Origin of the sequence: Muricoccus radiodurans, assembly GCF_050154705.1 — a bacterium.
Lineage (GTDB): Bacteria > Pseudomonadota > Alphaproteobacteria > Acetobacterales > Acetobacteraceae > Roseomonas > Roseomonas radiodurans.
Window position 1 is genome coordinate 277,156 of sequence record NZ_CP189561.1, and the last position, 24,965, is coordinate 302,120.

Sequence of the window (24,965 nt, forward strand, 5' to 3'; positions counted from 1 at the left end):
GCGGGTTCGCAACAAGGAAAGGCGTTCGGACCGGTCGTGGGCCGGAGGGTGGGTGCCGGTCGCTCCCTCAGTAGAGCGGCACGTCTCCCGTGTGCCGCGAGCCACCGCCGGTCCGTTCCATCACGCGTGCCAGCCGGGGTGGGGTGTCCCGGCTCGGCTCGCAGGCAAGGCCGGGGCAGGCGGTGCGGATCACCGGGATACCATAGGCCGGGCGCGTCAGGTCCAGCAGCAGCGGCTCCAACCCGTGCTCGATCAGCCGCCCGCCGATCGCGGCGACCGCGTCGGCCCCGTGCTCCGCGCCGGGCGGCTCCCCGCCGGACGGCGCGCCGGCCGGGTGAAGCAGGGCGCAGGTCCCGGCCGTGATGGAGCGATGGCGGCGGAGGTGGAGGTGATCTCGCTCGTTCAGCGCGGCCTCGCCCCGCTCCTCGCGCTTGGCCCGCACCACCGCGATGGCCAGCTCGTTCTGGCACAGCTCCAGCACCGCGGCGCGCGCGGCGGCGGCGCGGGTCAGCCGGCAGGCGGTGCCACAGCAGAAGCCCGTTCCGTCCGGGGAGAAGGACAGGGCGGCGACGACCGGCACACCGAGGTCGCTCGTGATGTCGAGCAACCCGCTCCGCCGATGCGCAAGGCCTTCCCGCAGCCCCGCCAGGAGCGCGGCGGCCTCTGCGGCATCCTCCAGCGCGACAGGGCGGGGTGGGACGCCCCCGCGCCACCAGAGCGCCGCAGCATCGCGCTCGATGAGTTCCAGCAACGCGCGGAGCGCCGCCTCCTCTGGGGATCGGCCGGCGGCGCAGCCGATGCTGAGCGGGGCGGGCGGTTCCACCGTCCGCCGATGGGCGGCGCGGCGGAGCAGGAGATCCACCGGCCACGCGGCGGCCTCTCCCGTCGGCCAGCGCACGAGGGGAAGGGTAGCCCTTCCGGCGGCCCGGTCCTCCGCCGTCTCGACGCCGGACAGCAGCTCGACCGCCTCGCCGATGCAGGCGGCGAAGGCCTCGCCCGGCGAGGTGCCCACGCCGGAAGCGCCGACCACCGGAAGGCCCGGCTCCCCGGCCGGGCCGGACAGGTCCGCCTCCGCGCCGAAGACGGCCAGACCCGGGGCATCGGGCGCGGAGAGCGTGAAAACCCGCGCCAGCCCGGCGGCGGCCCGGAGCAGCCGGGCGCGGTCGACGCGTGCGTCCGAGTCCTCCGCGGACCAGCGGAGCAGCGACAGGAGGGGAGCGCCGGCGCCGGCGCAGCCATCCCGCTCCAGCGCCCCCGCGGCCGCGAGAAAGGCGTCCCTCACGATCATCCCGCCTCCGCCCCGCCGGGCACCGGTGGCATCACGGGCGCATCACGACGTCTGCGCGAATGTCGCCCGGCCCGCCACCGGAGCAAAGGACATGCTCGTCACCGAACCTGGATTCGCCGTCGCCATGCGCGGCGTGGTCAGCCTGCACCGGCCGGGCCGCCGCCGCTCGGAATCGCGGCGGTTCAACATCTGGCTCATCGTGTCCCGCTTCGGCCGATCCGGCGAGCTGCTCACCCTGTCCTATGCGGGCCGGGCCCGCAGCGCGGCGGTCCCGCTCGGGCTCAGCGCCCGCCTCACGGCGCTCGCGCAGCAGGATGACGTGCCGGAGGCGGCGATCCCCGGACCCTTCACGATCCTGCCTCCGCCCGATGGGCTCGCCATCGCGGGGCGGCCGGTCACGGTCACCGGGCGGGCACAGCTGATCGGGGATGCGCCGGAGATCGGCCTGCTCGCCGCGGGCCAGACGCGAAACCGCCTGCAATGGGGGCTGCTCGCCTGGCGGAAGGGCTGGGTGGGCGAGGTCTTCGACACGGAGCCCGGCGTCGGCGCCTTCGCCTCGCGGCTCGTGACCTCGCACGACCGGGCCTGAGCGGCGAGCGAGCCGCCACACGGGGCCGAGGCGCCGGGCGGGGAGGGCCCGCGGTGATGGTCCGGGATGGCCAGGGCCGGGATGGCGCTCCCCGGTGATGTCGGGCTAGGTCTTCGCCTCCCTTCCCGGCGGCGGGTTCGTTCGTCCCGCCCGCCCTTTCTCAGACGGAGTGACCCCGCGTGGCGGCATTGACCCAACCGAAGGTCCACATGGGTACGTTGACGGGTGGGGAGGGCCGCGAGGCCTATGCCAAGAACCCCGTCATCCTGCTGCCTCTGGGCAGCCACGAGGACCAGGGGCCGCACGCGCCGATGGGCGACTACCTCCTGGCCGAGAAGATGGCGGAGCTGATCGCGCTGCGCGCCACGGCGGCGGGCACGCCGACCTTCGTCGCGCCGGTGCTGCCCTTCGGCGGGGCGGACTGGTTCGGGCCGATGATCGGCGGCATCGCCATCCACCAGTCCACGCTCGTCTCCGTGTTGACGGACATGCTGGACAGCCTGCACCGGAACGGGCTGACGCGGGTGGTGGTGATCAACGGCCACGGCGGAAATGTCGGTCCCGTGACCGAGGTGGCGCGGGACGCCTGGCAGGAGCGGAAGCAGCTCGTGCCCAGCCTCTATCTCTGGCGCATCGCCTACGCGCTGCTGCCGAAGCTGATCGGGGCGGAGAAGGCGAAGGCCGTGTCGGGCCACGGCGCCGACCCGCTGACGAGCCTCGGCCTGCATCTCTTCCCGGAGCTGCTGCGGACGGACCTGATCCCGGAGGGCCAGAAGCTGAAGCGGGACAGCGTGCTGGACCTGCCCTACACCGGCCTCGGCGCCGCGAGCTTCGAAGGGGCCGAGATCGGCCTGCCGATGGAGTACGACGACACCTATCACCAAGGCGTCGCGGGCGGCGATCCGAAGCTCTGCTCCGCCGAGACGGGGAAGGTGCTGTCCGAGGCGCTGGCCGACATCGCCTCGCGCTTCGTCGTGCACTTCGCTGGCAAGGTTCCTGCCTGATCCGCTGCCATCCGGGGCGGGCAAGGGCCCGCCCGGTCTTTCCGGAGTTCCCGTCGCGTGCCGAGTGTTCCTGAATACGTGCCGTCCCCGGGCGGCAAGATCGTCGTCGTCGATGCCCTCGCCCCTGCCTCGGTCGAGCGGCTGCGGGCGCTGCTGCCGCCCGGCTTCACGCTCGTGTCCCCGGCGACACGCGACGTGGCCGAGCTTCATACCCTGGTCGGCGATGCCGAGTTCCTGATCTCCGGGCAGCTTGCCGTGGATGCGGCGCTGCTGGCCGCGGCGCCGAAGGCGAAGCTGCTGCACAAGTGGGGCGTGGGCGTCGACAATTTCGACCTCGACGCTGCACGGGCGCGGGGGCTGACGGTCGCTCGCACCACCGGCAGCAATGCCGTGCCGGTGGCCGAGTTCACCATCGCCCTGACGCTGGCCCTGCTGCGGAACCTGGCCGCCGGCCATGCCCTGCTGAGCAAGGGAGAGTGGCGCGGGCTGAGCGGCGCGCGTCCCAGCCTGACGGTGTCCGGCAAGACCTGGGGCATCGTGGGCTTCGGCGCGATCGGGCAGACGCTGGCCCGGCTGCTCAAGGGCTTCGGCTGCCGCATCCTCTACAACAAGACCCGCCCGCTCCCGCCGGAGGAGGAGGCCGCGCTCGGCGTCACCTACGCGCCGCTGGAGCAGATCCTGACGGAAGCCGACATCGTGTCGCTGCACACGCCGATGACGGCGCAGACGAAGGGGATGATCGACCTTGCCGCGCTGCGCCGGATGAAGCCGACGGCGGTGCTGATCAATGTCGCGCGCGGCGGCGTGGTGGCGGAGAGCGACCTTGCCCAGGCGCTGCGGGAGAAGGTGATTCTCGGCGCCGCCATGGATGTGTTCGAGACGGAGCCGACGCCCTCCGACAATCCGCTGCTCGGCCTGGATAACGTCGTGGTCACGCCGCACATCGCGGCCCTGTCCGGCGACACGTTCGAGCCGACGGTGCGACGGATGTTCGCCAACGTCGCCCGGGTGGCGGCCGGCCAGCCGATCCCCGAGGGCGACCTGGTCCGCTGAAGGGCGGGTCCCGGCGCTACGCGCCGGGGCCGGGCTGCCAGTGGCGGTAGAAGCCCTCTGGCCCCGGGCGCTGGGGATGGGGGCGGTCGGCGGGGGCGGTGCCGACATAGATCCAGCCGAGCATCGTGTCCGTCTCGCGGAAGCCGAGCGCGACCTTCGCGACGGGGTCGCGCAGGGTCTCCGAGGAGGCCCAGAAGGCGGCGTAGCCCATCGCATCGATCGCATTGAGGAAGTTCATCGCGCCGGCGGCGGCGGAGGCCTCCTGCTCCCAGGGCGGGACGCCCGGGCGGTCGTATCGGATCGACGCGCCGGCGACGACGACCAGGGGCGCGCGCAACGGCTTTGCGCGCTCGATCTCCAGGTGCTCGGGCGGCGTGTCCGGTGCGCGGCGAAGGGCGGAGGCAACGAAGAGGTCGCCCAGGGCATGGCGCGCGGCGCCCTCGACGAAGACGAAGCGCCACGGGCGCAGGCCGCCGTGATCCGGGGCGCGAAGGGCGGCGGAGACGGCCGTTTCCAGGTCGGCGGGGGATGGCGCGGGCTCGCGCATCGTCTTCGGCGGGACGGAGGCGCGGTCCAGGAGGACGCGGAGCCCCGGGGCGGGCGGGGTCAGGGAGTCGGGCATCGGAACCTCTGCGTGTCGGCGGCCATCACGCCCTATTTGAGAACGATTATCAACTTCCCTGGCCGCCGACCCCCGGATCACCCCGGCGGATGAGCGATCAGGGCGGCCCGCAGAGCGGTCACCAGACGGTCGTAGTCGTTCGGCCCGAAGGTCAGGGGCGGTGACAGGACCATCATATCGCCCGCCGCGCGGATGAGCACGCCCGCATCCAGGCAGTGCCGGGCGACCGCCGCGCCGCGCTTGCCCACCCCATCGGGACCGGCCGCGATGTCCACGGCGCCGAGGATGCCGATGCTGCGGATGTCGAGCACCCCGGGCGCATCCCGCAGACCGTGGAGCGCATCGGCCAGCATGGCTTCCATCGCGCCGGCACGGGCGAAGAGGCCCTCGGACTCATAGACGCCGAGCGTGGCGACGCCGGCCGCCGCGGCGAGGGGATGGCCGGAATAGGTGTAGCCGTGCATCAGGTCGATGCCGCCGCCCGACGCTTCCTCGATGCCGCGGGTGACGCGGCGATGGGCCAGGACGGCGCCGCAAGGGACGCTGCCATTGGTCAGGCCCTTGGCCGTGGTGATCAGGTCCGGCGTCACGTTGAAGCGCTGCGCCGCGAAAGCGGTGCCGAGGCGGCCGAAGCCGGTGATGACCTCGTCGAAGATCAGCAGGATGCCGTTCGCGTCGCACAGGGCGCGCAGGCGCTCGAGGTAGCCGATCGGGGGCGCGAAGACGCCGCCCGAACCGGTGACGGGTTCCACGATGACGGCGGCGATCGTCTCGGCCCCGTAGATCGCGATCTGATCGGCCAGCGCCTCGGCGAGGTCGGCTCCCTCGGCGGGCTGGCCACGGGAGAAGGCCTGGCGCGCGCGGTCATAGGTGGTCGGAAGGTGGGAGACCTCCGGCAGCAGGGGGCCGAAATCCTTCTTGTGCCGCGCGATGCCCGCGACGGAGAGGCCGCCGAACCCCACGCCGTGATAAGCGCGCGCCCGGCCGATGAGCCGCACGCGCCGGGAGTCGCCGCGGGCCGCGTGATAGGCACGTGCGATCTTCAGCGCGGTGTCCACCGCCTCCGACCCCGAGTTCACGAAGAAGGCGCGGTCGTGGCCCTCGGGCGCGATGTCCACCAGCCGGGACGCGAAGGTGAACGCCGTGGGGTGGCCCATGGAGAAGGACGAGACGAAATCCAGCCGCCCGGCCATGTCGCGGATGGCCTCCACGATCGGGGCGCGGTTGTGACCGGCATTGACGCACCAGAGCCCGGCCATGCCGTCCAGCACGCGGCGGCCGCTCGCCTCGATGTAGTCGTTGCCGTCGGCCGCGACGAAGAGGCGCGGATCGGCCTTGAAGGCGGCATTGGCCGTGAAGGGCATCCAGTAGGCGTCGAGGTCGTTCGGGCTGGGGCTGGGGATCGCGTCCACCGGTCGGCTCCTGGGGCTCGGGCTGACGTCAATCTGCACTTTGTGGTGATGAAACGCTATAGTCGCTCGCCCCTCGCAGATGGACCTCCATCAGGGCGGCGGCGCGGGGACGGTCGCTGTCCCGCAGGGCGGCGAGGATCGCCAGGTGCTCCCGGCAGGACTGGCGGATGCGCGCTTGCGGGAGGGTGGGGAATTGCTGGCGTTCCGTGAGGCGGCGCAGGGCGTTCTGGGCACGCATGGCTTCCGCGAAGAAGCGGTTGCCGGAACACTCCGCCAGCGTGCCGTGCAGGGCGTCGTTCACCGAGGCCCAGTGCCGGGCGTCTCCGCCGCGGGCGCGGAGAAGGGCTGTCTGTTCGTCCGTCAGGCGCTCCAGCACGCCGGGAGGGGCCCGCCAGCCCGGCTGCAACAGCGCGGCGGGCTCGATGGCCAAGCGGAAGCGGCGGGCTTCGTCCAGGGCGGCGCTGTCCTCCAGGGACGGGGTGAACTGCCACCCGTGGCCGGGCGCGCGGCGGACCAGGCCTTCCTCGGAGAGGCGCAGCAGGGCGCGGCGGACGGTGCCGCGAGGGGAGCCGTAGCGGGCGATGAGCGCGGCCTCCGACACGTCGGCGGGCAGGGTGCCCGCGGCGCGGTCGGCGAGGATGCGGTCGGCCAGGTCCGGTTCCGGCGGCGGCGCCGGGGGCAGGTGCACCAGCACGAAGCCGCGGTTGGGCTCATGGCGCACATGCCCCTGGCGGGCGAGCTCCAGCAGCGCGGCCCGCACCGGCGTGCGGGAGACGCCGAAGGCGGCGGCGAGCGCCGGTTCAGGCACGCGCTCGCCCGGACGTGCCTCTCCCTGCGCCAGCCGGGTCGCGATCCGGCGCACGAGGTCGCGCTGCAGCGCCGACGGGGCCGTGCCGTCGGTCGGGGAACTGCCTTTCATGGGGTGGAAATCGTGATCCGACAGGGCGGCCGCATCAAGGCATGCCGCGTGATCGGACAGCGCCGCTGTTGGGCGTCACGCTCAGCCGTTGGCTGGAAGGTGCCGCGGAATCGCGCGCCGCGATGTGTGAGAAGTAGGTAGGCTGTGGCCGCGCCGTGAAGGGGAGTGACCCCATGGGGGACGGGCTTGCGGGGGTCGCCTCCAACCCCACCACAGCGTCGGATTCTGAACGTGAATGAATATGGCGGGTTGCGCCGCAACACTGCCGCATGTCGCGGCCTCGGCAGGACGCGGGCACAGATGGGGGCACGTCCGGACAGCGCGGAGAGGGATGCTGTCGAGGTTCTCGGTGCGCGGGTTGGAGGGGAGCATCCGGTCCCGCTGAGCGTGCCGACGGGATCGTGTCCTCGACATCTGGACGCACCGTGCGGCCGGCGTTCCGGACCGCATCCGCGATCGTATCACCTGCGCCACCAGGGCGATGCCGCTGGACGGGGCCGGGGACGGCCCATAGCGTCCTCCCCATGCCGATCCGTCGCCGCCCGCTCCTTCTCGCCCCCGCTCTCCTGGCCGCCCGGTCCGCGCAATCCCAGCCCGCCTGGCCCACGCGCCCCGTCCGCATCCTCGTTCCCTACGCGGCGGGCGGTCCATCGGACGTGATCGCGCGCCTTCTCGCACCCGGCCTCGGCGCCGCGCTCGGCCAGACGGTCGTCGTCGACAACCGCCCGGGCGCGGGCTCCATGCTCGGCACGGAGGCGGCGGCCCGGGCGAATGACGGCCACAGCGTCCTCCTTGCGGACTCGCCCTTCACGATCATCCCCGCGGTGCAGGAGCGCGTGCCCTACGACGCGGCGGCGGATTTCGCGCCCGTCGCCCTTCTCGGCGCGGTGACGATGATCCTCGCGGTGCATGCGGGGTTTCCGGCGCGGGATGCGGCCGCCCTGGTCGCCGCGGCACGCGTTCGCCCGGACGCGGTGTCCTTCGGTTCCTCCGGCCCGGGAAGCCTGTCCCATCTTCTTCCCGAATGGCTTGGGCAGCTCGCGGGCGTGCGCTTCGCCAACGTCGTCTACCGCGGCGCCGGCCCCGCGCTGCAGGACACGGCGGCCGGGCAGATCAATGCCATCTTCACATCCCCCACCACGGCCGAGGGACCGATCCGCGCCGGGCAGGTCGTCCCGATCGGGATCGCGGCCGAGCGGCGCCTCCCCGATTTCCCCGATGTGCCGACCCTAGGGGAGGGTGGGCTCGACCTGGTCGCCGACAACTGGTTCGGCCTCCTCGCGCCGTCCTCCATGCCAATCGCCGCGCGGGCGCGGCTGGCCGAGGCGGTCGCGGGCGTCCTGGCCGCTGACGACATCCGGCCCCGCCTTGCCGCGCTCGGGCTGGAGGCGCGACCTCCCGGCCCGGATGCTTTCGCCCGGCTCCTGGCGACCGAGTTTCCGCGCTGGGCGACCGTCGCCCGCGCCGCCGGCGTGAGCGTCCGCTGATGCACGCCTTCCTGGGCCGCCTCGCGGCCGATCCCGGCCTGCGCGCCGATTTCGAGGCGCTCTGCGACTTCGGTGGCCGGGTCCAGGGCACCCCGGCGACGGAGGCGGCCTTCGCCTGGGCCCTCGGGCGAATGCGGGAGATCGGGCCGGCGGTGAACGAGCCCGTGCCCTATCAGGGCTGGACGGCGCGCCGCTCTGCCGTCTCGCTGCCGGATGGCGTTGCGCTTCCGCACGTGCCGCTTTTCGGCTCGGCCCCGACCGGGCCGGAGGGCGTCACCCTCGATGTTCTCGACCTCGGGCGCGGCGCGCCGGACGATGTCGCCGCCGCGGGCGAGGCTGTGCGCGGCAAGGCCGTCCTGCTCGGGCACGAATACCCCTTCGCCCCCTGGACCATCCACCGCCGCTTCAAGCTCGCCGCCGCGGCGGAAGCCGGGGCGGCGGCCTGCCTGATGGTGCAGCCGGAGCCGGGGATCGGCCCCGTGTCGGGCGGCGCGAACGGCCTCGCGGTGCCCTGCTTCGGGATCGGGATCGAGGTCGCGCGGCGGATTGCCGGCCGCCGAGTCCATCTGGCGCTGGAGGCGGAGGCGGGGCCCGCGACCTCCCCCACCCTCGTGCTCGACCTGCCCGGTGGCGGGGAGGGGCGGGTCGTCCTCTCCTCCCATCTCGACGGCCATCCGCTCGGCGAGAGCGCGATGGACAACGCGACCGGCGTCGTCGCGGCCCTCGCGCTCGCCCGCGCGGTCGCGCCCAGCCTGGCGGAGTGCCGGCGCGGGCTGACCGTCTGCATCTTCGGGGCGGAGGAATGGGCGCTGTCCGGGTCCAAGACCTGGCTCGCCGAGATGGACCCCGCGCGACGCGGCCGCTTCCGCTTCAACCTCAACCTCGACAGCATCGCCGGCCACCCCCGCCTCACCGCGCTGACGAGCGGCTTCCCAGCGCTCGGTCCCTTCGTTCGGCGGGCGGCGGAGGCGATCGGGGCGGAGGTCGCGATCCACCTGCCCTTCATGCGGAACTCGGACCACGCGAACTTCGCCGACCACGGCATTCCGGCCCTTCGGCTGATCGCCGGTTTCGACGCGCCGGAGGGCGTGCTGCGTCACCTGCTGACCGGTGCCGACACCCGCGCCGTCGTGCCGCCGGGCGAGCTGAAAGCTGCGGCCCTCACGGCCGCCGCGATCCTCTGGGCGTCCCTCACGGCCGGGGATGAGGAACTCTCCTCGTTCGGTGCGTCGCGAGGTGCGGGGACCTGAAGCGGACCCTGGGCTGCGCGGAGGAGCGCGCGGAGGTCCAGATCGTCGGACAGGGTTCCCCGGTCGTGGCCTGGGCGCGACCGGGCGGATGTCAGGCCTGTACAGCGGCGAAGCAGACGAGGTCCCGCGTTGGTCCAGGTAGAGCACTCGGCTGTTCCGGCCGGACGCCTTCCTAGCCGTCACCGCGGACCGGCTTTGATGAGGAGTTTCCTGGGCGTTGCGGCGAGCTGCTACGCTCGCTGCAAGGCGTGCGGAGGAACGGACATGGAGATCACGCGGCGTGACGGGCTGCGCCTAAGCGTGGCCGCTGCAGCTCTGGCCAGCGTGGGCGCACGGGCGGCGGAGACCTTTCCCACCCGTCCGATCCGCTTGGTCGTGCCCTTCACGGCGGGCGGCGGCACCGACGTGGTGGGGCGAGAGCTGGCACAGCTCCTCGCCGCGGAACTCGGGCAGCCCCTTGTGATCGACAATCGGGCAGGCGGCGGCACCGTCCTCGGCTCCGACCTCGTCTCCAAGGCGCCGCCGGACGGCTACACGCTGCTCCTCACCACCTCGGCGCTGGCGATCAACGCATCCCTCGTCCGCAACCTGCCCTATGACACGGAGAGGGGCTTCGCCGAGGTCGGGCTGATCTGCCATGGGCCGAACGTGATCGTGACGCGGCCGGACAGTCCGCACCGCAGCGTCGCCGACATCGTCCGTGCGGCGAGGGCCGATCCGGGCGGGCTCACCTACGGTTCGTCCGGCAACGGCTCCGCGGTGCACCTGGCGGCGGAGCTGTTCAAGCTCACCGCGGGCGTGGACATCACGCATGTTCCCTATCGCGGCGCAGGACCGGCCTACACCGATCTTCTCGGTGGGCGGCTGGACATGGTGTTCGCCACCGCCGGCGGCGTCGCCGCCTTCGTGAAGGGGGAGCGGATGCGCGCGGTCGCTGTCACGTCGGCTCAGCGTTCCCCGGCCTATGAGGGCGTGGCGACCGTCGCGGAGACCCTGCCGGGCTACGAGGCCGAGGTCTGGTACGCGGTCTTCGCGCCCGGCGGCACGCCGGCGCCGGTGCTGGCGCGGCTGAACGAGGCGATGCGGCGGGCGGCGTCGTCCCCCGCCTATCGCGCGCGCCTGACGGGGGAGGGGCTGACCGTCGCCGTGAACAGCCCGGAGGAGATGACCCGCTTCATGCGCGCGGAGGAGGCGCGCTGGCGCCGGGTGGTGACCGACGGCCGGATCACGTCGGACTGACACCGCAGCGAGGAGACGGAGAACGCATGTCGCGGGGCCGGTTGGAAGGCAAGGTCGCGATCATCGTCGGCGCGGGGCAGCAGCCCGGCGAGACGGTCGGGAACGGCCGCGCCGTGGCAGAACGGTTCGCCGAGGAGGGCGCGACGCTGCTCCTGGTGGACATCAACGAGGAATGGGCTGAGGCGACCCGGGCAGCGGTGGCGCGGCATCGCCACCCCGCATCGGTGCTGCGCGCCGACATCACGCGGGAGGAGGATTGCGCGGCCATCGCGCGCGCCTGCATGGACCGCTACGGCCGGATCGACATCCTGCACAACAATGTCGGCCGCTCCCGGGGGGACCGGAAGACGGCGGAGATGGATGCCGGCATGTGGGACGAGATCATGGCCATGAACCTCAAGGGCATGTTCATGACCTGCAAGCACGTGCTGCCACACATGGTCGCGCAGCAGTCGGGCTGCATCGTCAACACCTCCTCCACCTCCTCGCTCGCCGCGCGCCCCACCGTCACCTACAAGACGAGCAAGGCCGGGGTGAACGCGCTGACCCAGCACATCGCGATGGAGAATGCGCGGCATGGCATCCGCGCGAACGTGATCCTGCCCGGTCTGATCGACACGCCCATGGCGATCGAGCGGCGGGCTCAGGAAAGGGGCATCCCACGGGAGGTGGTCCGGGCCGAGCGGGAGCCGCTGGTTCCCATGGGCACGGCCTGGGACGTGGCGAACGCCGCGGTGTTCCTTGCCTCCGACGAGGCGGGCTACATCACCGGCGTCATTCTGCCCGTGGATGGCGGCCTGCTGGAGAAGCGAGGCTGACGAGGTCGACGGGCTGTCACGTCGAAAGGGGGAGCGGGTAACTGTTCGCCGCAGCAGGGCGGTGAGCCGTAATCTCTCCATCCCCACGGCGGCCGTCGGGCATCAGCGGGAGCATGGCGGCGGTGGCCTGTCCGGCACGATCGGGTTCCGATCAGCGCGAAGCCCAACCTGCGCGCGGGCATCGGTCGAGCGAGACGTCGCCGGAGCGTCCGGGGTTAGAGCTCCGTAAAACGCGGAACGTTGCGCAGCAGGCTGCCCCGCCGCTTAGGGCGGGCGGTGCGCCTTCTCGGTGCAGCGGTCAGGGCCGTTGGCCCGTGGCCACCGCGCGCTGACGCGATTGTGTGGTTCGCACCGCCACAGCCGGACCGGGGGCCAGATACAGCCCAGAATGCGGCATGGCCGGCGCGGAGATGCTGGTGGGCCAAGCCCCGTGATGAGGTTTGGCTGGGGAACCTGGATTCGAACCAAGACTGCCCGAGTCAGAGTCGGGAGTTCTACCGTTAAACTATTCCCCAACGGCAGGCGGCGGCCATATAGGCCGGGCCGCCGGAGGCCGCAAGCGGGTCTTCGCCCGGCATGAACGACGCCGCGGCACTTGTCCCGGCCAAGCAGCGGACCAATCATCCGAATCAGCGCCATGCAGATCCGACCCGCCCCGCCGCGCGCCGGCGGCGCGGGGGGGACGGTCCCCCCGCCGCCCGGCCATCCCGCCTTCGCTGCGCTGGACCTCGGCACGAACAACTGCCGTCTCCTCGTGGCCAGTCCTACGGGGCCTGGCGGATTCCGGGTGCTCGACAGCTTCTCCCGCATCGTCCGGCTGGGAGAGGGGCTGAGCAGCACCGGCGCCCTGTCCGACGCCGCGATGGACCGGGCCGAGGCGGCGCTGGAGGCCTGCGGGCAGAAGCTGATGCGACGGCCGATCCAGGCCGTGCGGGCGGTCGCGACCGAGGCGTGCCGGCGGGCCACCAATGGGCCTGGCTTCATCCGCCGGGCCGAACGGGCGCTCGGCGTGCCGATCCGCGTCATCCCTGCGCGGGAAGAGGCGGAGCTGGCGATGGAGTCCTGCGCGCCCCTGCTACGACCCGAGGACCGGCGAGCCATCCTGTTCGATATCGGCGGCGGCTCTACGGAGATCGCCTGGGTCCGGGCCGACCGGCCGGAGGGGCCATCCCTGATCGGGACCATCTCGATCCCGCTCGGCGTGGTCACCCTCGTGGAGCGGGACGGGGCGGGTTGCTTCGCGGGGGACGGCTTCGCCCGCGTCGTGTCCGAGGTGGCGGCCCGGCTGGAGGCCTTCGACTCCGTCCACTGCATCCGGCAGGAGATGCGGCAGGGCGGGGTACGGCTGATGGGGACCTCCGGCACCGTGACCACCCTCGCGGGGATCGCGCTGGACCTGCCGCGCTACAGCCGGGCGGCGGTGGACGGGCACGAGATGCCTATGGACTGCGCCGACGCTGCCCTCGATGCGGTGCGGCGGATGGGGCGGGCGGGCTTGGCGGCCCATCCCTGCATCGGGCCGGAGCGGGTGGACTTCGTCCTGCCGGGCTGTGCGGTCTACGCGGCGATCCGCCAGGTCTGGCCCTCCGCGAGCATCACGGTGTGCGACCGCGGGCTGCGGGAGGGGATGCTGCTGCGGATGATGCGCGTTCGCCGGGATGGCTGGCGCGAGGCCGGCCGTCAGTCCGGACGGGGCGCCTGAGGGGCTGATGACCAGCGGATCGAAATCCGGCGAGCGCGGCCTGTCCACGCGGCTGCGCACGGCCAAGGGCCGCAGCACCGCGTCCCAGAAGTGGCTCGAGCGGCAGCTCAACGACCCGTATGTCCGGGCGGCGCGGGCCGCCGGCTGGCGGTCCCGGGCGGCCTTCAAGATCATTGAGCTGGACGAGCGGTTCCGGATCTTCCGGCCGGCGCAGCGGATCGTGGACCTGGGCGCGGCCCCGGGCGGCTGGACCCAGGTGGCCGTGAAGCGGGCCGGCGATCGCGGGCGGGTGGTCGCGCTGGATCTGCTCGCGATGGATCCGGTCCCCGGCGCCACGGTCCTGCAGGGCGACTTCCAGGACGAGGCGACGGAGCGGGCGGTGCTCGATGCCATGGCGGGGCCGGCAGACCTCGTCCTGTCCGACATGGCGCCGAACACCACCGGCCACAACGCGACCGACCACCTGCGGATCATGGGGCTGGTGGAGCTGGCGGCGGACTTCGCCAGCAAGGTGCTGGCGCCGGGCGGGGCCTTCGTCGCGAAGGTCTTCCAGGGCGGCGTGGAGAAGGACCTGCTGGCCGCGCTCAAGCGCGATTTCGCCCAGGTCCGCCATGCCAAGCCGCCGGCCAGCCGGAAGGACAGCGCGGAGATGTACCTCGTCGCCCAGGGGTTTCGCGGGGGTGCGGGCCAGGGCTGAAGGAGGCGACGGGAAGCCGACGTGCTGCCCCGGCCCGCGAGCGGATCAATTCGACGCGGGTCCAGGGACCACGTCTGGCCCCTGGCGGATGGGGTCTGGCGAAGCCAGGGCCTTCCCCGGGGCCGCTGACGCACATCAGCTCCGTGCCGGCGTCAACGCTTCGTCACCGTCCCGCCCTTGCGGCACGAGGGGAAGGGGGCGTAGGAGGGATCGCCAAGGCAGCGTTGCCGCCCCTCCACGAGAGGCCCCGCCATGGCACCCGATACATCCCCCGCCCTCGGTCCCGATCTCGGGGCCGGGCTTGCGCCTTCCCGCTTCGCCGCACGGTTCGAGGAGGCCTATGCCTTCGACGACGTGCTGCTCGTCCCCGCCTACTCCCAGGTGCTGCCGGGCGGGACGGATACCCGCACCCGCATCACGCGGGAGATCGGGCTGAACATTCCCCTGATCGCCGCCGCGATGGACACGGTGACCGAGGCACCCATGGCGATCGCCATGGCCCAGGCCGGCGGCATCGGCGTGGTTCACAAGAACCTCACGATCGAGGAGCAGGCCGCCCAGGTCCGCCGCGTGAAGAAGTTCGAGAGCGGCATGGTGGTGAATCCCGTCACCATCCATCCCGACCAGACCCTCGCCGATGTGCGCGCCCTGCAGGAGCAGTACCGCATTTCCGGCATCCCGGTGGTGGAGCCGGAGACCGGGCGGCTGGTCGGCATCGTCACCTCGCGCGACGTGCGATTCGCGACCGACCCGGGTCAGCGCGTCTATGAGCTGATGACACGGGAGAACCTGGTGACCGTGCCGGCGGACGTGACGCCGGAGCGCGCCCGGTCGCTGCTGCACAAGCACCGGATCGAGAAACTGCTGGTGACGGATGAGCGCGGCCGCTGCGTCGGGCTGATCACCGTGAAGGACATGGACAAGGCCCAGGCCAACCCGAACGCGGTGAAGGACGCGCTGGGACGGCTGCGCGTGGCCGCGGCCACCGGGACCGGCGAGGACGGGCGGTTGCGGGCCGAGGCGCTGGTCGCGGCCGAGGTGGACATCATCGTCGTGGACACGGCGCACGGCCACTCGGCCGGCGTGCTGAAGGCGGTGGAACGGATCAAGCGCCTGTCCAACTCCGTGCAGATCATCGCCGGCAACGTGGCGACCCCGGAGGCGGTGGAGGCGCTGGTCGAAGCCGGCGCCGATTCCGTGAAGATCGGCATCGGGCCGGGCTCCATCTGCACCACGCGCATCGTGGCCGGCGTCGGCGTGCCGCAGCTGACCGCGGTGATGGAGAGCGCGGCCGCGGCGCGGGAGCGGGGCGTGCCCTGCATCGCCGATGGCGGCATCCGCACCTCCGGCGACATCGCGAAGGCGATCGCGGCGGGCGCGGATTGCGTGATGATGGGATCGCTTTTCGCGGGCACGGACGAGGCGCCGGGCGAGGTGTTCCTCTACCAGGGCCGGTCCTACAAGTCGTATCGCGGCATGGGGTCGCTGGGCGCGATGGCCCGCGGATCGGCGGACCGGTACTTCCAGTCCGAGGTGCAGGACCAGCTGAAGCTCGTGCCCGAGGGGATCGAGGGTCGCATCGGCTACAAGGGGCCGGTCGGCACGGTGATCCACCAGCTCGTCGGCGGACTGCGCTCGGCCATGGGCTATACCGGGAACGCGACCATCGCGGACATGCAGCAGAACTGCCGCTTCCGCCGCATCACCGGTGCCGGGCTGCGGGAGAGCCACGTGCACGACGTGGCCATCACGCGGGAGGCGCCGAACTACCGGCAGGAGGGGTGATGGCCCGTCCGCGGGTCGTCGTCTTCGACGCCTACGGCACCCTGCTCGACATCCACTCGGCCGTGGGGCGTCATGCCCTGCGGCTAGGGGAGAAGGCCGGTGCCGTGTCCGTCCTCTGGCGCGCGAAGCAGCTGGAGGCGAGCTGGATCCTGAGCGCGGCGGGCACCTATGAGGGGTTCGACGCGATCACGGCGCGGGCGCTCGACCATGCGCTGGCGGTCCACCGCATCCGCGACGACGGGCTGCGGGCCGAGCTGCTCGGCGCCTATCGTGCGCTGGACGCCTTTCCCGATGCAGTGGCAGCCCTGTCGCGGCTTCGCGCAGTGGGCATCCCCGCCGCGATCCTGTCCAACGGGGAACCGGGCATGCTGCGGGCCGCGGTGGAGGCGTCGGGCCTGGCACCCCATCTCGCGGAGGTGCTCTCCGTCCACGCCCTGCGCCGCTACAAGCCGCATCCCCAGGTCTATGCGATGGTGACGGAGCGCTTCTCCTGCCAGCCGCATGAGGTGGGCTTCGTCTCCTCCAATGCCTGGGACGCGTACGGGGCCGGCCGCTTCGGCTTCCGCGTGTTCTGGGTGAACCGCGCAGGCGGGCCGGTGGAGTACTGGCTGGACGAGACGGGGACGGTGCTGCGGGACCTGTCGGAGCTTCCGGCGTGACGCCCGCCGCACGGGTCTCGGCCGCCGTCGACCTGCTGGCGGAGCTGGAGGCGGCGCCGCGGCGGCCCGCGGACGCGATCGCGAACGACTTCTTCCGGGCGCGCCGCTACATCGGGGGCGGCGACCGCCGCGCCGTGTCGGAGCGCGCCTGGGCGGTGGTGCGGGACCGGCTGCGGCTGAACTGGCACCTGGTCCGTGCGGGCGCCGAGCCCACGGCCCGCCTGCTGATGGCCGCGCGGATGATCCTCGGCAGCGAGGGCATGACCGCGGTCGAGGCCGCCTTCTCCGGGGGCCAGTACGCGGAAGCGCGGCTCGACGATTTCGAGCGGGCGATCCTGAGTAAGCTGGAGGGACGGTCGCTCGTCCATCCGAAGATGGACGAGGCGACCCGGCTGAACCTGCCGGGCTGGGTCGTTCCGGGGCTGCGGGCGCGCTTCGGCGAAGCGTTGCCGGAAGCGGCGGCGGGGTTCGAGGGCACGGCCCCGCTTGACCTGCGGGTCAACCTGCTGCGCACGACGCGGGAGGCGGCGGCAGCGGCCCTGGCGGCGGAGGGAATCCCGACGGAGCCGACGCGGTACTCCCCCTGGGGGCTGCGCGTGCCGGACCGGCGGCCGGTGCTGGCGACCCGCGCCTTTGCCGACGGTCTGGTGGAGATCCAGGACGAGGGCAGCCAGCTCATTGCCCTGCTGGCGGATGCGCGGCCGGGGCTGCGGGTGGCCGACTACTGCGCGGGCGCGGCCGGCAAGACCCTCGCCATGGCCGCCGCGATGGGAAATCGCGGGCGGATCGCAGCGCTCGACGTCTCCGCGCCGCGGCTGGCAGGGGCGGCCAAGCGGCTGCGGCGCGCGGGCGTGGACAATGCGGAGGTCCACCTCCTGGAAGCGGGCGACCGCTGGGTGAAGCGGCGGCAGGGCGCCTTCGACCGCGTGCTGGTGGACGCGCCCTGCACCGGCACGGGCACCTGGCGGCGCAATCCCGATGCGCGGCTGAGGACAGACGCGTCCGATCTGCAGGAGCTGATCACGAAGCAGAGGGAAATCTTAGACCGCGCCGCTCCCCTGGTGCGCTCCGGCGGAAAGCTGATCTACGCTACCTGCTCAGTGCTTCCCGAGGAGGACGAGGAGCAGGTGAACGCGTTCCTGGCCCGCCATGCGGAATTCTCGGCCGTGCCGCTTGCCCAGGCCTGGGCGGAGGCGTCGGCGCCCGGTACGCCGCCGGGGGAGGGGCCGTTCATGGCGCTCGCCCCGCATCGCGACGGCACGGATGGCTTCTTCGCCGCCGTGCTGCAACGCCGGTCCTGACGCGGGTCGGGCCGGTGCGATGATCCAGATCCGACGCGCCCGGCCGGAGGATGCGAACGCAATCGGTGCCGTTCACGTGGCGTCCTGGCAGGACACCTATGCCGGAATCCTGCCGGAGCCCTACCTCGCGGGGCTGGACGCGCGGCGGCAATCCTTCGGATACCGGCGCAGCCTGCTCGCGCGGTCGGGCGGGGAGGCGATCTTTGTGGCCTGCGCGCGGGATGGAGAGGTGATCGGCTTTGCCTCGGCCGGCCGGGCGCGGCGGGCCGGGCTGGCGCAGGGAGAGGTGGAAACGATCTACCTTCTCAGCGATTGGCGGGACCAGGGGATCGGGCGACGACTGATGCGGGCGGCCGGGGCGCATCTCTCGGCCATCGGGTGCCGCTCCGCGATGCTCTGGGTGCTGACGGACAACAATGCCGGCTGGTTCTATCGGCGGCTGGGCGGCCGGGCGGCGGCGCGGGAGATGATCCGCGTGGCCGGGCGGTCGGTGGAGCAGACCGCCGTGGTGTGGGACCCGATCGCCCTGCTGCTGGACGCCACTGCCGCCCAGCCGGAGGGCTGACCCCCGCCGGAGGGTTGAAGCCGCGAACGTTTCGTGCTGATGGCCGTCATGGCCGACACGACTCCCGCGACCCTCTCCGGTGAAGCCGGCGCGCAGCGCCACCAGCGGATCCTCATCCTCGATTTTGGCAGCCAGGTGACGCAGCTCATCGCACGCCGCCTGCGCGAGGACGGCGTCTATTGCGAGATCTGGCCCTATACCGCGGATGCCGAGCGCATCCGGGCCTTCGATCCGGTCGGGATCATCTTCTCCGGCGGCCCGGCCTCCGTGACCGAGGCGACGACGCCCCGCGCGCCGGAGGCGGTGTTCGGAATGGGGCTGCCGATCATGGGCATCTGCTACGGCCAGCAGACCCTGGCGGCGCAGCTCGGTGGGGTGGTGGAGACGGGGGACCACCGCGAATTCGGCCGCGCCTTCGTGGACGTGACGGGGGAATGCGCCATCACCCAGGGCGTCTGGGCCCCGGGCGCGCGCGAGCAGGTCTGGATGTCGCACGGCGACCGGATCACGCAACTTCCCCCCGGCTTCCGCGTGGTCGCGAACAGCGAGGGGGCGCCCTTCGCCCTGATCGCGAATGACGAGCGCCGCTACTACGGCACGATGTTCCATCCGGAGGTGGTGCACACCCCGCACGGGGCGGCGCTGCTGCGGAACTTCACCCGGCTGGTCTGCGGCGCGCGGGGCGACTGGACCATGGGCGCCTTCCGGGCCGAGGAGATCGCGCGCATCCGGGCGAAGGTCGGTGACGGGAAGGTTGTCTGCGGTCTATCGGGCGGCGTGGACTCCTCCGTCGCGGCGGTGCTGCTGCACGAGGCGATCGGCGACCAGCTCACCTGCATCTTCGTGGACCACGGGCTGCTGCGCGGCGGGGAGGCGGAGCAGGTGGTCTCCACCTTCCGGGACCGCTTCAACATCAAGCTGATCCACCGGGACGCGAGCGACCTCTTCCTCGGGGCGCTGGAAGGGGTGACGGACCCGGAGGTGAAGCGGAAGACCATCGGGCGACTGTTCGTGGAGGTCTTCGAGGAGGAGCAGGCGAAGCTCGGCGGCGCCGACTTCCTGGCGCAGGGCACGCTCTACCCCGACGTGATCGAGAGCGTGTCCGCGACCGGCGGGCCGTCGGTCACCATCAAGTCGCACCACAATGTCGGCGGGCTGCCGGAGGGCATGCGGATGCAGCTGGTCGAGCCGCTGCGCGAGCTGTTCAAGGACGAGGTGCGCGCCCTCGGGCGGGAGCTGGCCATCCCGGAAGTCATCGTCGGCCGGCATCCCTTCCCTGGGCCGGGCCTTGCGATCCGCATTCCGGGAGAGGTGACGCGGGAGAAGGTGGCCATCCTGCAGAAGGCGGACGCGATCTTCCTGGAAGAGATCCGCAACGCCGGTCTCTACGACGCGATCTGGCAGGCCTTCGCGGTGCTGCTGCCGGTCCGGACGGTGGGCGTGATGGGCGACCATCGCACCTACGACCAGGCCTGCGCCCTGCGGGCCGTCACCTCCACCGACGGGATGACGGCGGACATCTATCCCTTCGACGTCGCCTTCCTCGGCCGCGTGGCGAACCGGATCGTCAACGAGGTGCGCGGGATCAATCGCGTGACCTATGACGTGACGAGCAAGCCGCCCGGCACGATCGAGTGGGAGTGAGCTGGGCGCTGGCCTGAACGGCGCTCGTCAGTCCTGCGGCGCGGCGTCGGCCGGGACGCGTCCAATCCAGGCGCGCGTCTCCGCCAGGACCTCGTCCGCGAGGGACGGGTCGTCCGCCAGCCGCGATAGCACCACGGCGCCGACCATCGCGGCCCAGCTCCCGATGGCGGCCCGTCGACGCTCCTCCGCGGTGGCACCCGGTGCGCCCTGGCTCAGGCGTTCGATCTGGCGCCGCAACGCCTCCGTCATCATTTTCCGGACGTCGGCGGACTGGCGGACCGATTCGCCACCGAGACCGGCCACCGCGCATCCGCCGGCGCGGTCCTCCCGGTGCTTCGCGGAAAGATACGCCGCGGCATAGCGGGAGAGATCCTTCCCCGGTGCGACGGACGCGGCCAGGACATGCGCCAGGGCCTGGGCGATCAAGTCGTCCTTCGAACTGAAATAGCCATAGAAGGCGCCATGGGTCAGGCCCGCGGCCTTCATGACCTCGGCCACCGTCACCGCCTCGTAGCCCCGCTCGCGGAAGAGGCGCCCGGCAGCATCCAGGATCTTCCGCCGGTTCTCCGCGACCTGCTCTCGGCTGACCTTCATGCAGGAATCCCTTCGTCCTTGACAGTATACCTGATGGCCGTCATGTTTCCGCAAACATGACGATCATAATGATTATCAGGCTGTGAAGGACGCCACGATGACCAACAAGCCCCGCGTGCTGATCACCGGCGCCTCCAGCGGAATCGGCGCGGTTTACGCGGATCGCCTCGCCCGGCGCGGGCATGACCTCGTGCTCGTCGCCCGCGATGTCGGTCGGATGGAAGCCCTCGCGAGCCGGCTGCGCGGCGAGGCAGGGGTCGCGATAGAGGTCCTCCGCGCCGACCTGACGGACACCTCCGACCTCGCGTCGGTGGAGGCGCGGCTTCGGGGGGATAGCCGGATCGGCATCCTGCTGAACAACGCCGGCATGGCGGGGGCCGGCGGCTTCCTCGACCAGGGGCCCGGGGATGTCGACCGGCAGATCGCGCTGAACGTCACCGCGCCGACACGGCTCGCCAGCGCAGTGGCGCCCCGCTTCGCGGCGGCCGGGGAAGGGGCGATCGTCAACATCGCTTCGGTCGTCGGGCTGGCACCGGAGTTCGGCATGTCGGTGTACGGGGCGACCAAGGCGTTCATGCTGTTCCTCAGCCAGGCGCTGCGGGTCGAGCTCGGGCCCAAGGGGATCTACGTGCAGGCCGTGCTTCCTGCGGCGACCCGCACGGAGATCTGGGAGCGTTCCGGGCGGGATGTGAACGCGCTGCAGGGCGTGATGGAGGTGGGCGAACTCGTGGACGCGGCCCTGCTGGGCTTCGACCGCCGGGAGCCGGTGACGATCCCGTCGCTTCCGGATGCCGCTCAGTGGGAGGCTCTCGACGCCGCGCGGCAGGCCATGGTGCCGAACTTCGCGCAGTCCCACGCGGCCAGCCGCTACCGCGCGGCGGCATGACCCTCGGCGGGGCGGAGGGCGCGTGGCCTTCCCCCCCCGCACCCAGACCATCGCGTCCGCTCAGAGACCGAAGGGAAAGGTCTCCTCCGGGCCATCCGTCTGCGCGGTGGAAGTGGGCGTGACGGCCCTCGTCTCGTCGAACCAGACATAGGCGTCGAACTGGCCGGGAAGGATGCATTCGGAGTAGTGGCTCCAGCGCTCCGTCTCCGGGCGGTAGATCACGCCGATGAAGCGCTCCAGCCGGGGATCCATCAGCCGGGCGCGCAGTTCGTCGTGAACTCCCTCGCGCAGGTCCAGCAGGAAGCGCGGCACGCCGCTGTCATGGGCCAGGCGCTCGTAGCTGTCGGGGCGGGAAGGGTTGACCCGTTTCACCTCCATCGGGTCGTCCCAGTCGGTGGCGCAGGCGACGGTGCCGGTGTGGGTGCCGAAGCCGATGAGGGCGGCCTCCCGGCCGAAGCGCGCGCGGCAGAGCTGGCCGATATTCAGCTCGCCCCGGTCCCGGCCCATGTCGGTCTGGGAGGCGTCGCCGATGTGGGAGTTGTGGGCCCAGACCACCGCGCGCGCGTTCGGTCCGCGGGACTCCAGCACGGCGCAGAGCGTCTCGAACATATGGGTGTCGCGCAGGTTCCAGCTCTCGGCGGAGCGGTGGTACATGGCGCGGTAATAGGCCTCGGCGTTCTTCACGAGGCGGGCATTCGCGGTGGCGTCCAGGAAGCCCTCGTCGTCGCCCGATACGCCGTCCAGCTGGTGGCCGAGCATATCCCGGAGCATCGTCACCACCGCCTCCTCGCAGCGGGCATGGCCGGTCATCAGTGCCATGCGGCCGTAATCCTGCGGCTCCTCGGCCCAGGGCATGAGGCAGCCATAGCGCTCGCGCGCGACGCGCGCGGCGTCCGGGTCCTCGCGATCGAGATAGTCCAGCACTGCGCGGATCGAGCCGGAGAGGTTGTAGAGATCGAGGCCGTAGAAGCCGGCCCGCTCCGCGTAGGGGCGTGCCAGATTCCACCGGCGCAGAGACTCGGTGAAAGCCGAGAAGTCCGTGTTGCGCCACATCCATGTGGGGAAGCGTCGGAATGGCGGCTCCGCCTGCGCCGGGGTGGGGCGGTCCCGGACATGCCGGTCAAGGCTGGCCGCGTCCGGCCAGTCGGCCTCGACAGCGACGATGCTGAAGCCGTGTCGCTCGACCAGACGCCGGGTGATCGCGGCGCGCGCGCGATAGAATTCGGAGGTGCCGTGGCTCGCCTCGCCGAGCAGCACCACGCGGGTGTTGCCGAAGCGGTCGAACAGGGTGCCGAAGGCGGGATCGTCGAGGTCCGGCAAGGGTTCGGCGGCGGCGCGGATCTGGTCGGGAAGGGTCATGGTCTCAGCCATTCGGCGGCGCGGCGGCCGTCCTCGGTCCAGCCCTGGGCGCCGATGAGGGGGACGAAGCGGACCGCGCCGAGGTCTTCCTGGGAGAGGGTGGCCGGGCCATTGCGGGTGACCCGGAGCAGGCGCTGGTCCCCCGGCGTCTCTCCCACGGGGATCACGAGACGTCCGTCCGGCGCGAGCTGGTCCGTTAGCGCCGGAGGCACGGCCGGGCCGCCGGCCGAGACGAGGATCGCATCGAAGGGCGCGGCCGCGGGCCAGCCGGTCGTTCCGTCGCCGATGTGGAGTTCGACGTTGTCGTAGCCGAGTTCGCGGAGGCGCCCGGCCGCGGAGGCGGCGAGTTCCGCGTACCGCTCGACCGCGTGGACCTGGGCGGCCAGGCGACTCAGCACGGCAGCGGCGTAGCCGGAGCCGGCCCCGACCTCGAGGACTCGGTCGGTCGGGCGCAGCGCCAGCGCCTCCGCCATCAGGGCGACGACAAAGGGCTGGGAAATCGTCTGGCCCGCCGCGATGGGGAGGGGCCGGTCCTCATGGGCGTGGCGGCGCAGCTCCTCCGGCACGAAGGACTCGCGCGGCACCGTCCGCATCGCGGCGAGCACGGCGGGGGCCTGCACGCCGCGGCGGGCGATCTGCTCCTCTACCATCCGATCCCGCGCGAGGGAGGTCTCATCCATGGGCGCCTCCTGCCGGGTGAACGGCGGAGGAGCGGCGATGTTGCGCGGCGCAGCTCTTGCAGGGACCCCGGCGCCCGGCCGAGACTTCGCTTCCGTGCCGCACCGCTGCCGGAAGGCGGGTGGCCGAACCTCTGGGAGAGTCCTTCACCATGCGTCTCGCAACCCTTGCCGCCGGCCTGGTCGCCACGGCCCTTTCGGCGCTGCCCGCGATGGCCCAGCAGCCAGCGGCGGATACCGTGGCCGCGATCCGCGCCCGCGGGATGCTGAACTGCGGCGTCGCGCCCTCCACTGTCGGCTTCTCGATCCCGGACAGCCGGGGGGAGTGGCGCGGGATCGACGTCGATTCCTGCCGCGCCGTCGCGGCCGCCATCCTGGGCGACGCCACGAAGGTGCGCTTCGTGCCCGCCAGCACGCAGCAGCGCTTCACCATGCTCCAGTCGGGCGAGGTGGACATGCTCGTCCGCAGCACGACCTGGACCCTGGGGCGGGAGGCCTCGCTCGGCCTCGTCTTCGCGGGCGTGAACTTCTATGACGGGCAGGGCTTCATGGTGAAGCGGGCCTCCGGCGTCACCTCCGCCCGGCAGCTCGACGGGGCGACGGTCTGCGTGCAGCCCGGCACGACGACCGAGCTGAACATGGCGGACTTCTTCCGCACGCATAACATCCGCTACACGACGGTGATCATCGACAACATCGAGGAGCTGCGGAACGCGTTCATCTCCGGCCGCTGCGACGCCTACACCAACGACGCCTCCTCGCTCGCTTCCTTCCGCGCCAGCCAGGGCGCGAACGCCGATCAGTACGTGCTGCTGCCCGAGATCATCTCGAAGGAGCCGCTCGGGCCGGTGGTGCGCAAGGGCGACTGGAAGTTCTTCGACATTGTGCGCTGGACGCATTTCGCCCAGGTCACGGCGGAGGAGCTGGGGATCAACAGCGGCAACCTCGCGCAGTTCGCGGACAGCGCGAACCCAGATGTGCAGCGCTTCATGGGCCGCACGGGCGACCTGGGCCGGCAGATGGGTCTGAACAACGACTGGGCGGTTCAGGTGGTGCGCCAGGTCGGCAACTTCGCCGAGGTGTGGGAGCGCAACATCACCCCGCTGGGCGTGCAGCGCGGGATCAACGCGCTGTGGACCCAGGGCGGGCTGCAATACGCGCCGCCGATGCGGTGAACTCTGTCGCGAGGACCTGACAGGGTTGGCGGGCGCCTCTCGGGGCGCCCGTCCTTTTTTGGCTGTGGTCGCCAGCCCGTCGGTTCCGGAAGCCCATCGCCGAGTCGCGCGGCAGCCTGATAAGAGAAGGTGAGTGGGGGCCCAGGGGAGAAACTTCTTGGACTTCCGCGGAGGCGCCCCGCCGACAGACCAGAACCCTATCCGATCTTGCACCCGCCGCGCCGGAAACAGCGCTGTCAA

At 72.0% G+C, this 24,965-nt stretch carries 23 protein-coding genes and 1 tRNA gene; 16 read left to right on the top strand and 8 right to left on the bottom strand.

The window, feature by feature from the left end; genetic code table 11:
* Nucleotides 1-67: 67 nt before the first annotated feature.
* The gene (locus ACP6CK_RS01435; protein ID WP_426956994.1) at nucleotides 68-1,288 is read right to left on the bottom strand and encodes a YcaO-like family protein; all 1,221 of its coding nucleotides are present in this window, start codon (nucleotides 1,286-1,288) and stop codon (nucleotides 68-70) included.
* Nucleotides 1,289-1,379: 91 nt separating this feature from the next.
* Between ACP6CK_RS01435 and ACP6CK_RS01440 the strand changes: the two genes are divergently transcribed.
* The 3 genes from ACP6CK_RS01440 (at nucleotide 1,380) to ACP6CK_RS01450 (ending at nucleotide 3,934) form a co-directional block, all read left to right on the top strand.
* Nucleotides 1,380-1,877 (top strand): hypothetical protein, encoded by a 498-nt coding sequence (locus ACP6CK_RS01440; protein ID WP_426956995.1) that lies wholly within the window; start codon nucleotides 1,380-1,382, stop codon nucleotides 1,875-1,877.
* Nucleotides 1,878-2,086: 209 nt separating this feature from the next.
* Nucleotides 2,087-2,881: a creatininase family protein gene (locus ACP6CK_RS01445; RefSeq protein WP_426956996.1), complete on the top strand. Its 795-nt coding sequence runs from the start codon at nucleotides 2,087-2,089 to the stop codon at nucleotides 2,879-2,881.
* Nucleotides 2,882-2,938: 57 nt separating this feature from the next.
* Complete coding sequence (locus tag ACP6CK_RS01450; RefSeq protein ID WP_426956997.1) at nucleotides 2,939-3,934, top strand: 2-hydroxyacid dehydrogenase; 996 nt, start codon at nucleotides 2,939-2,941, stop codon at nucleotides 3,932-3,934.
* A gap of 16 nt (nucleotides 3,935-3,950) precedes the next feature.
* On the opposite strand, the gene ACP6CK_RS01455 is transcribed toward ACP6CK_RS01450, so the two are convergent.
* The 3 genes from ACP6CK_RS01455 to ACP6CK_RS01465 all read right to left on the bottom strand — a co-directional run bounded on the left by ACP6CK_RS01455 (nucleotide 3,951) and on the right by ACP6CK_RS01465 (nucleotide 6,887).
* Nucleotides 3,951-4,556: a nitroreductase family protein gene (locus tag ACP6CK_RS01455; RefSeq protein WP_426956998.1), complete on the bottom strand. Its 606-nt coding sequence runs from the start codon at nucleotides 4,554-4,556 to the stop codon at nucleotides 3,951-3,953.
* Between the two features lie 77 nt (nucleotides 4,557-4,633).
* Nucleotides 4,634-5,968, bottom strand: coding sequence for an aminotransferase class III-fold pyridoxal phosphate-dependent enzyme (locus tag ACP6CK_RS01460; protein ID WP_426956999.1), 1,335 nt, complete (start codon nucleotides 5,966-5,968; stop codon nucleotides 4,634-4,636).
* Between the two features lie 28 nt (nucleotides 5,969-5,996).
* Nucleotides 5,997-6,887, bottom strand: coding sequence for a GntR family transcriptional regulator (locus tag ACP6CK_RS01465; RefSeq protein WP_426957000.1), 891 nt, complete (start codon nucleotides 6,885-6,887; stop codon nucleotides 5,997-5,999).
* Between the two features lie 524 nt (nucleotides 6,888-7,411).
* Between ACP6CK_RS01465 and ACP6CK_RS01470 the strand changes: the two genes are divergently transcribed.
* From ACP6CK_RS01470 to ACP6CK_RS01485, 4 genes are all read left to right on the top strand, one after another.
* Complete coding sequence (locus ACP6CK_RS01470; protein ID WP_426957001.1) at nucleotides 7,412-8,374, top strand: Bug family tripartite tricarboxylate transporter substrate binding protein; 963 nt, start codon at nucleotides 7,412-7,414, stop codon at nucleotides 8,372-8,374.
* Nucleotides 8,374-9,624 carry a M28 family peptidase gene (locus tag ACP6CK_RS01475; protein WP_426957002.1) on the top strand — a complete coding sequence of 417 codons (1,251 nt, stop codon included), beginning with the start codon at nucleotides 8,374-8,376 and terminating at the stop codon, nucleotides 9,622-9,624. Before ACP6CK_RS01470 ends, ACP6CK_RS01475 begins: the two co-directional genes overlap by 1 nt.
* A 264-nt stretch (nucleotides 9,625-9,888) precedes the next feature.
* Nucleotides 9,889-10,863: a tripartite tricarboxylate transporter substrate binding protein gene (locus ACP6CK_RS01480; protein ID WP_426957003.1), complete on the top strand. Its 975-nt coding sequence runs from the start codon at nucleotides 9,889-9,891 to the stop codon at nucleotides 10,861-10,863.
* Nucleotides 10,864-10,889: 26 nt separating this feature from the next.
* Nucleotides 10,890-11,681 carry an SDR family NAD(P)-dependent oxidoreductase gene (locus tag ACP6CK_RS01485; protein ID WP_426957004.1) on the top strand — a complete coding sequence of 264 codons (792 nt, stop codon included), beginning with the start codon at nucleotides 10,890-10,892 and terminating at the stop codon, nucleotides 11,679-11,681.
* 441 nt (nucleotides 11,682-12,122) lie between these two features.
* Here the strand turns inward: ACP6CK_RS01485 and ACP6CK_RS01490 are convergent.
* Nucleotides 12,123-12,196 (bottom strand) — tRNA-Gln (locus tag ACP6CK_RS01490).
* A gap of 122 nt (nucleotides 12,197-12,318) precedes the next feature.
* Here ACP6CK_RS01490 and ACP6CK_RS01495 point away from each other — a divergent pair.
* From ACP6CK_RS01495 to guaA, 7 genes are all read left to right on the top strand, one after another.
* A complete protein-coding gene (locus ACP6CK_RS01495; protein WP_426957005.1) occupies nucleotides 12,319-13,383 on the top strand; it encodes a Ppx/GppA phosphatase family protein in 1,065 nt (354 codons plus the stop codon).
* Between the two features lie 7 nt (nucleotides 13,384-13,390).
* The gene (locus tag ACP6CK_RS01500; protein WP_426957006.1) at nucleotides 13,391-14,080 is read left to right on the top strand and encodes an RlmE family RNA methyltransferase; all 690 of its coding nucleotides are present in this window, start codon (nucleotides 13,391-13,393) and stop codon (nucleotides 14,078-14,080) included.
* A 252-nt stretch (nucleotides 14,081-14,332) separates the two neighbouring features.
* A complete protein-coding gene (gene guaB, locus ACP6CK_RS01505) occupies nucleotides 14,333-15,865 on the top strand; it encodes an IMP dehydrogenase (RefSeq protein ID WP_426957007.1) in 1,533 nt (510 codons plus the stop codon).
* Nucleotides 15,865-16,524: a haloacid dehalogenase type II gene (locus tag ACP6CK_RS01510; RefSeq protein WP_426957008.1), complete on the top strand. Its 660-nt coding sequence runs from the start codon at nucleotides 15,865-15,867 to the stop codon at nucleotides 16,522-16,524. The genes guaB and ACP6CK_RS01510 overlap by 1 nt, the downstream gene beginning before the upstream one ends.
* Nucleotides 16,521-17,825: an RsmB/NOP family class I SAM-dependent RNA methyltransferase gene (locus tag ACP6CK_RS01515; RefSeq protein ID WP_426957009.1), complete on the top strand. Its 1,305-nt coding sequence runs from the start codon at nucleotides 16,521-16,523 to the stop codon at nucleotides 17,823-17,825. The genes ACP6CK_RS01510 and ACP6CK_RS01515 overlap by 4 nt, the downstream gene beginning before the upstream one ends.
* A 19-nt stretch (nucleotides 17,826-17,844) precedes the next feature.
* Nucleotides 17,845-18,390 carry an N-acetyltransferase family protein gene (locus ACP6CK_RS01520; RefSeq protein WP_426957010.1) on the top strand — a complete coding sequence of 182 codons (546 nt, stop codon included), beginning with the start codon at nucleotides 17,845-17,847 and terminating at the stop codon, nucleotides 18,388-18,390.
* 39 nt (nucleotides 18,391-18,429) lie between these two features.
* Nucleotides 18,430-20,034: a glutamine-hydrolyzing GMP synthase gene (guaA, locus tag ACP6CK_RS01525; RefSeq protein ID WP_426959844.1), complete on the top strand. Its 1,605-nt coding sequence runs from the start codon at nucleotides 18,430-18,432 to the stop codon at nucleotides 20,032-20,034.
* Nucleotides 20,035-20,061: 27 nt separating this feature from the next.
* Here the strand turns inward: guaA and ACP6CK_RS01530 are convergent, their stop codons facing one another.
* Entirely contained in the window at nucleotides 20,062-20,628 is a 567-nt protein-coding gene (locus ACP6CK_RS01530; RefSeq protein ID WP_426957011.1) for a TetR/AcrR family transcriptional regulator, read from the bottom strand.
* Between the two features lie 97 nt (nucleotides 20,629-20,725).
* Here ACP6CK_RS01530 and ACP6CK_RS01535 point away from each other — a divergent pair, with 97 nt between their 5' ends.
* On the top strand, nucleotides 20,726-21,514 hold the full coding sequence (locus tag ACP6CK_RS01535) for an SDR family NAD(P)-dependent oxidoreductase (RefSeq protein ID WP_426957012.1): 789 nt from the start codon (nucleotides 20,726-20,728) through the stop codon (nucleotides 21,512-21,514).
* 60 nt (nucleotides 21,515-21,574) lie between these two features.
* Here the strand turns inward: ACP6CK_RS01535 and ACP6CK_RS01540 are convergent, their stop codons facing one another.
* On the bottom strand, nucleotides 21,575-22,873 hold the full coding sequence (locus ACP6CK_RS01540) for an erythromycin esterase family protein (RefSeq protein ID WP_426957013.1): 1,299 nt from the start codon (nucleotides 22,871-22,873) through the stop codon (nucleotides 21,575-21,577).
* Complete coding sequence (locus ACP6CK_RS01545; RefSeq protein WP_426957014.1) at nucleotides 22,870-23,553, bottom strand: protein-L-isoaspartate(D-aspartate) O-methyltransferase; 684 nt, start codon at nucleotides 23,551-23,553, stop codon at nucleotides 22,870-22,872. Before ACP6CK_RS01545 ends, ACP6CK_RS01540 begins: the two co-directional genes overlap by 4 nt.
* A gap of 149 nt (nucleotides 23,554-23,702) precedes the next feature.
* On the opposite strand from ACP6CK_RS01545, the gene ACP6CK_RS01550 reads away from it, so the two are divergent.
* Entirely contained in the window at nucleotides 23,703-24,725 is a 1,023-nt protein-coding gene (locus ACP6CK_RS01550; protein WP_426957015.1) for an amino acid ABC transporter substrate-binding protein, read from the top strand.
* The last annotated feature ends 240 nt before the right edge of the window (nucleotides 24,726-24,965 follow it).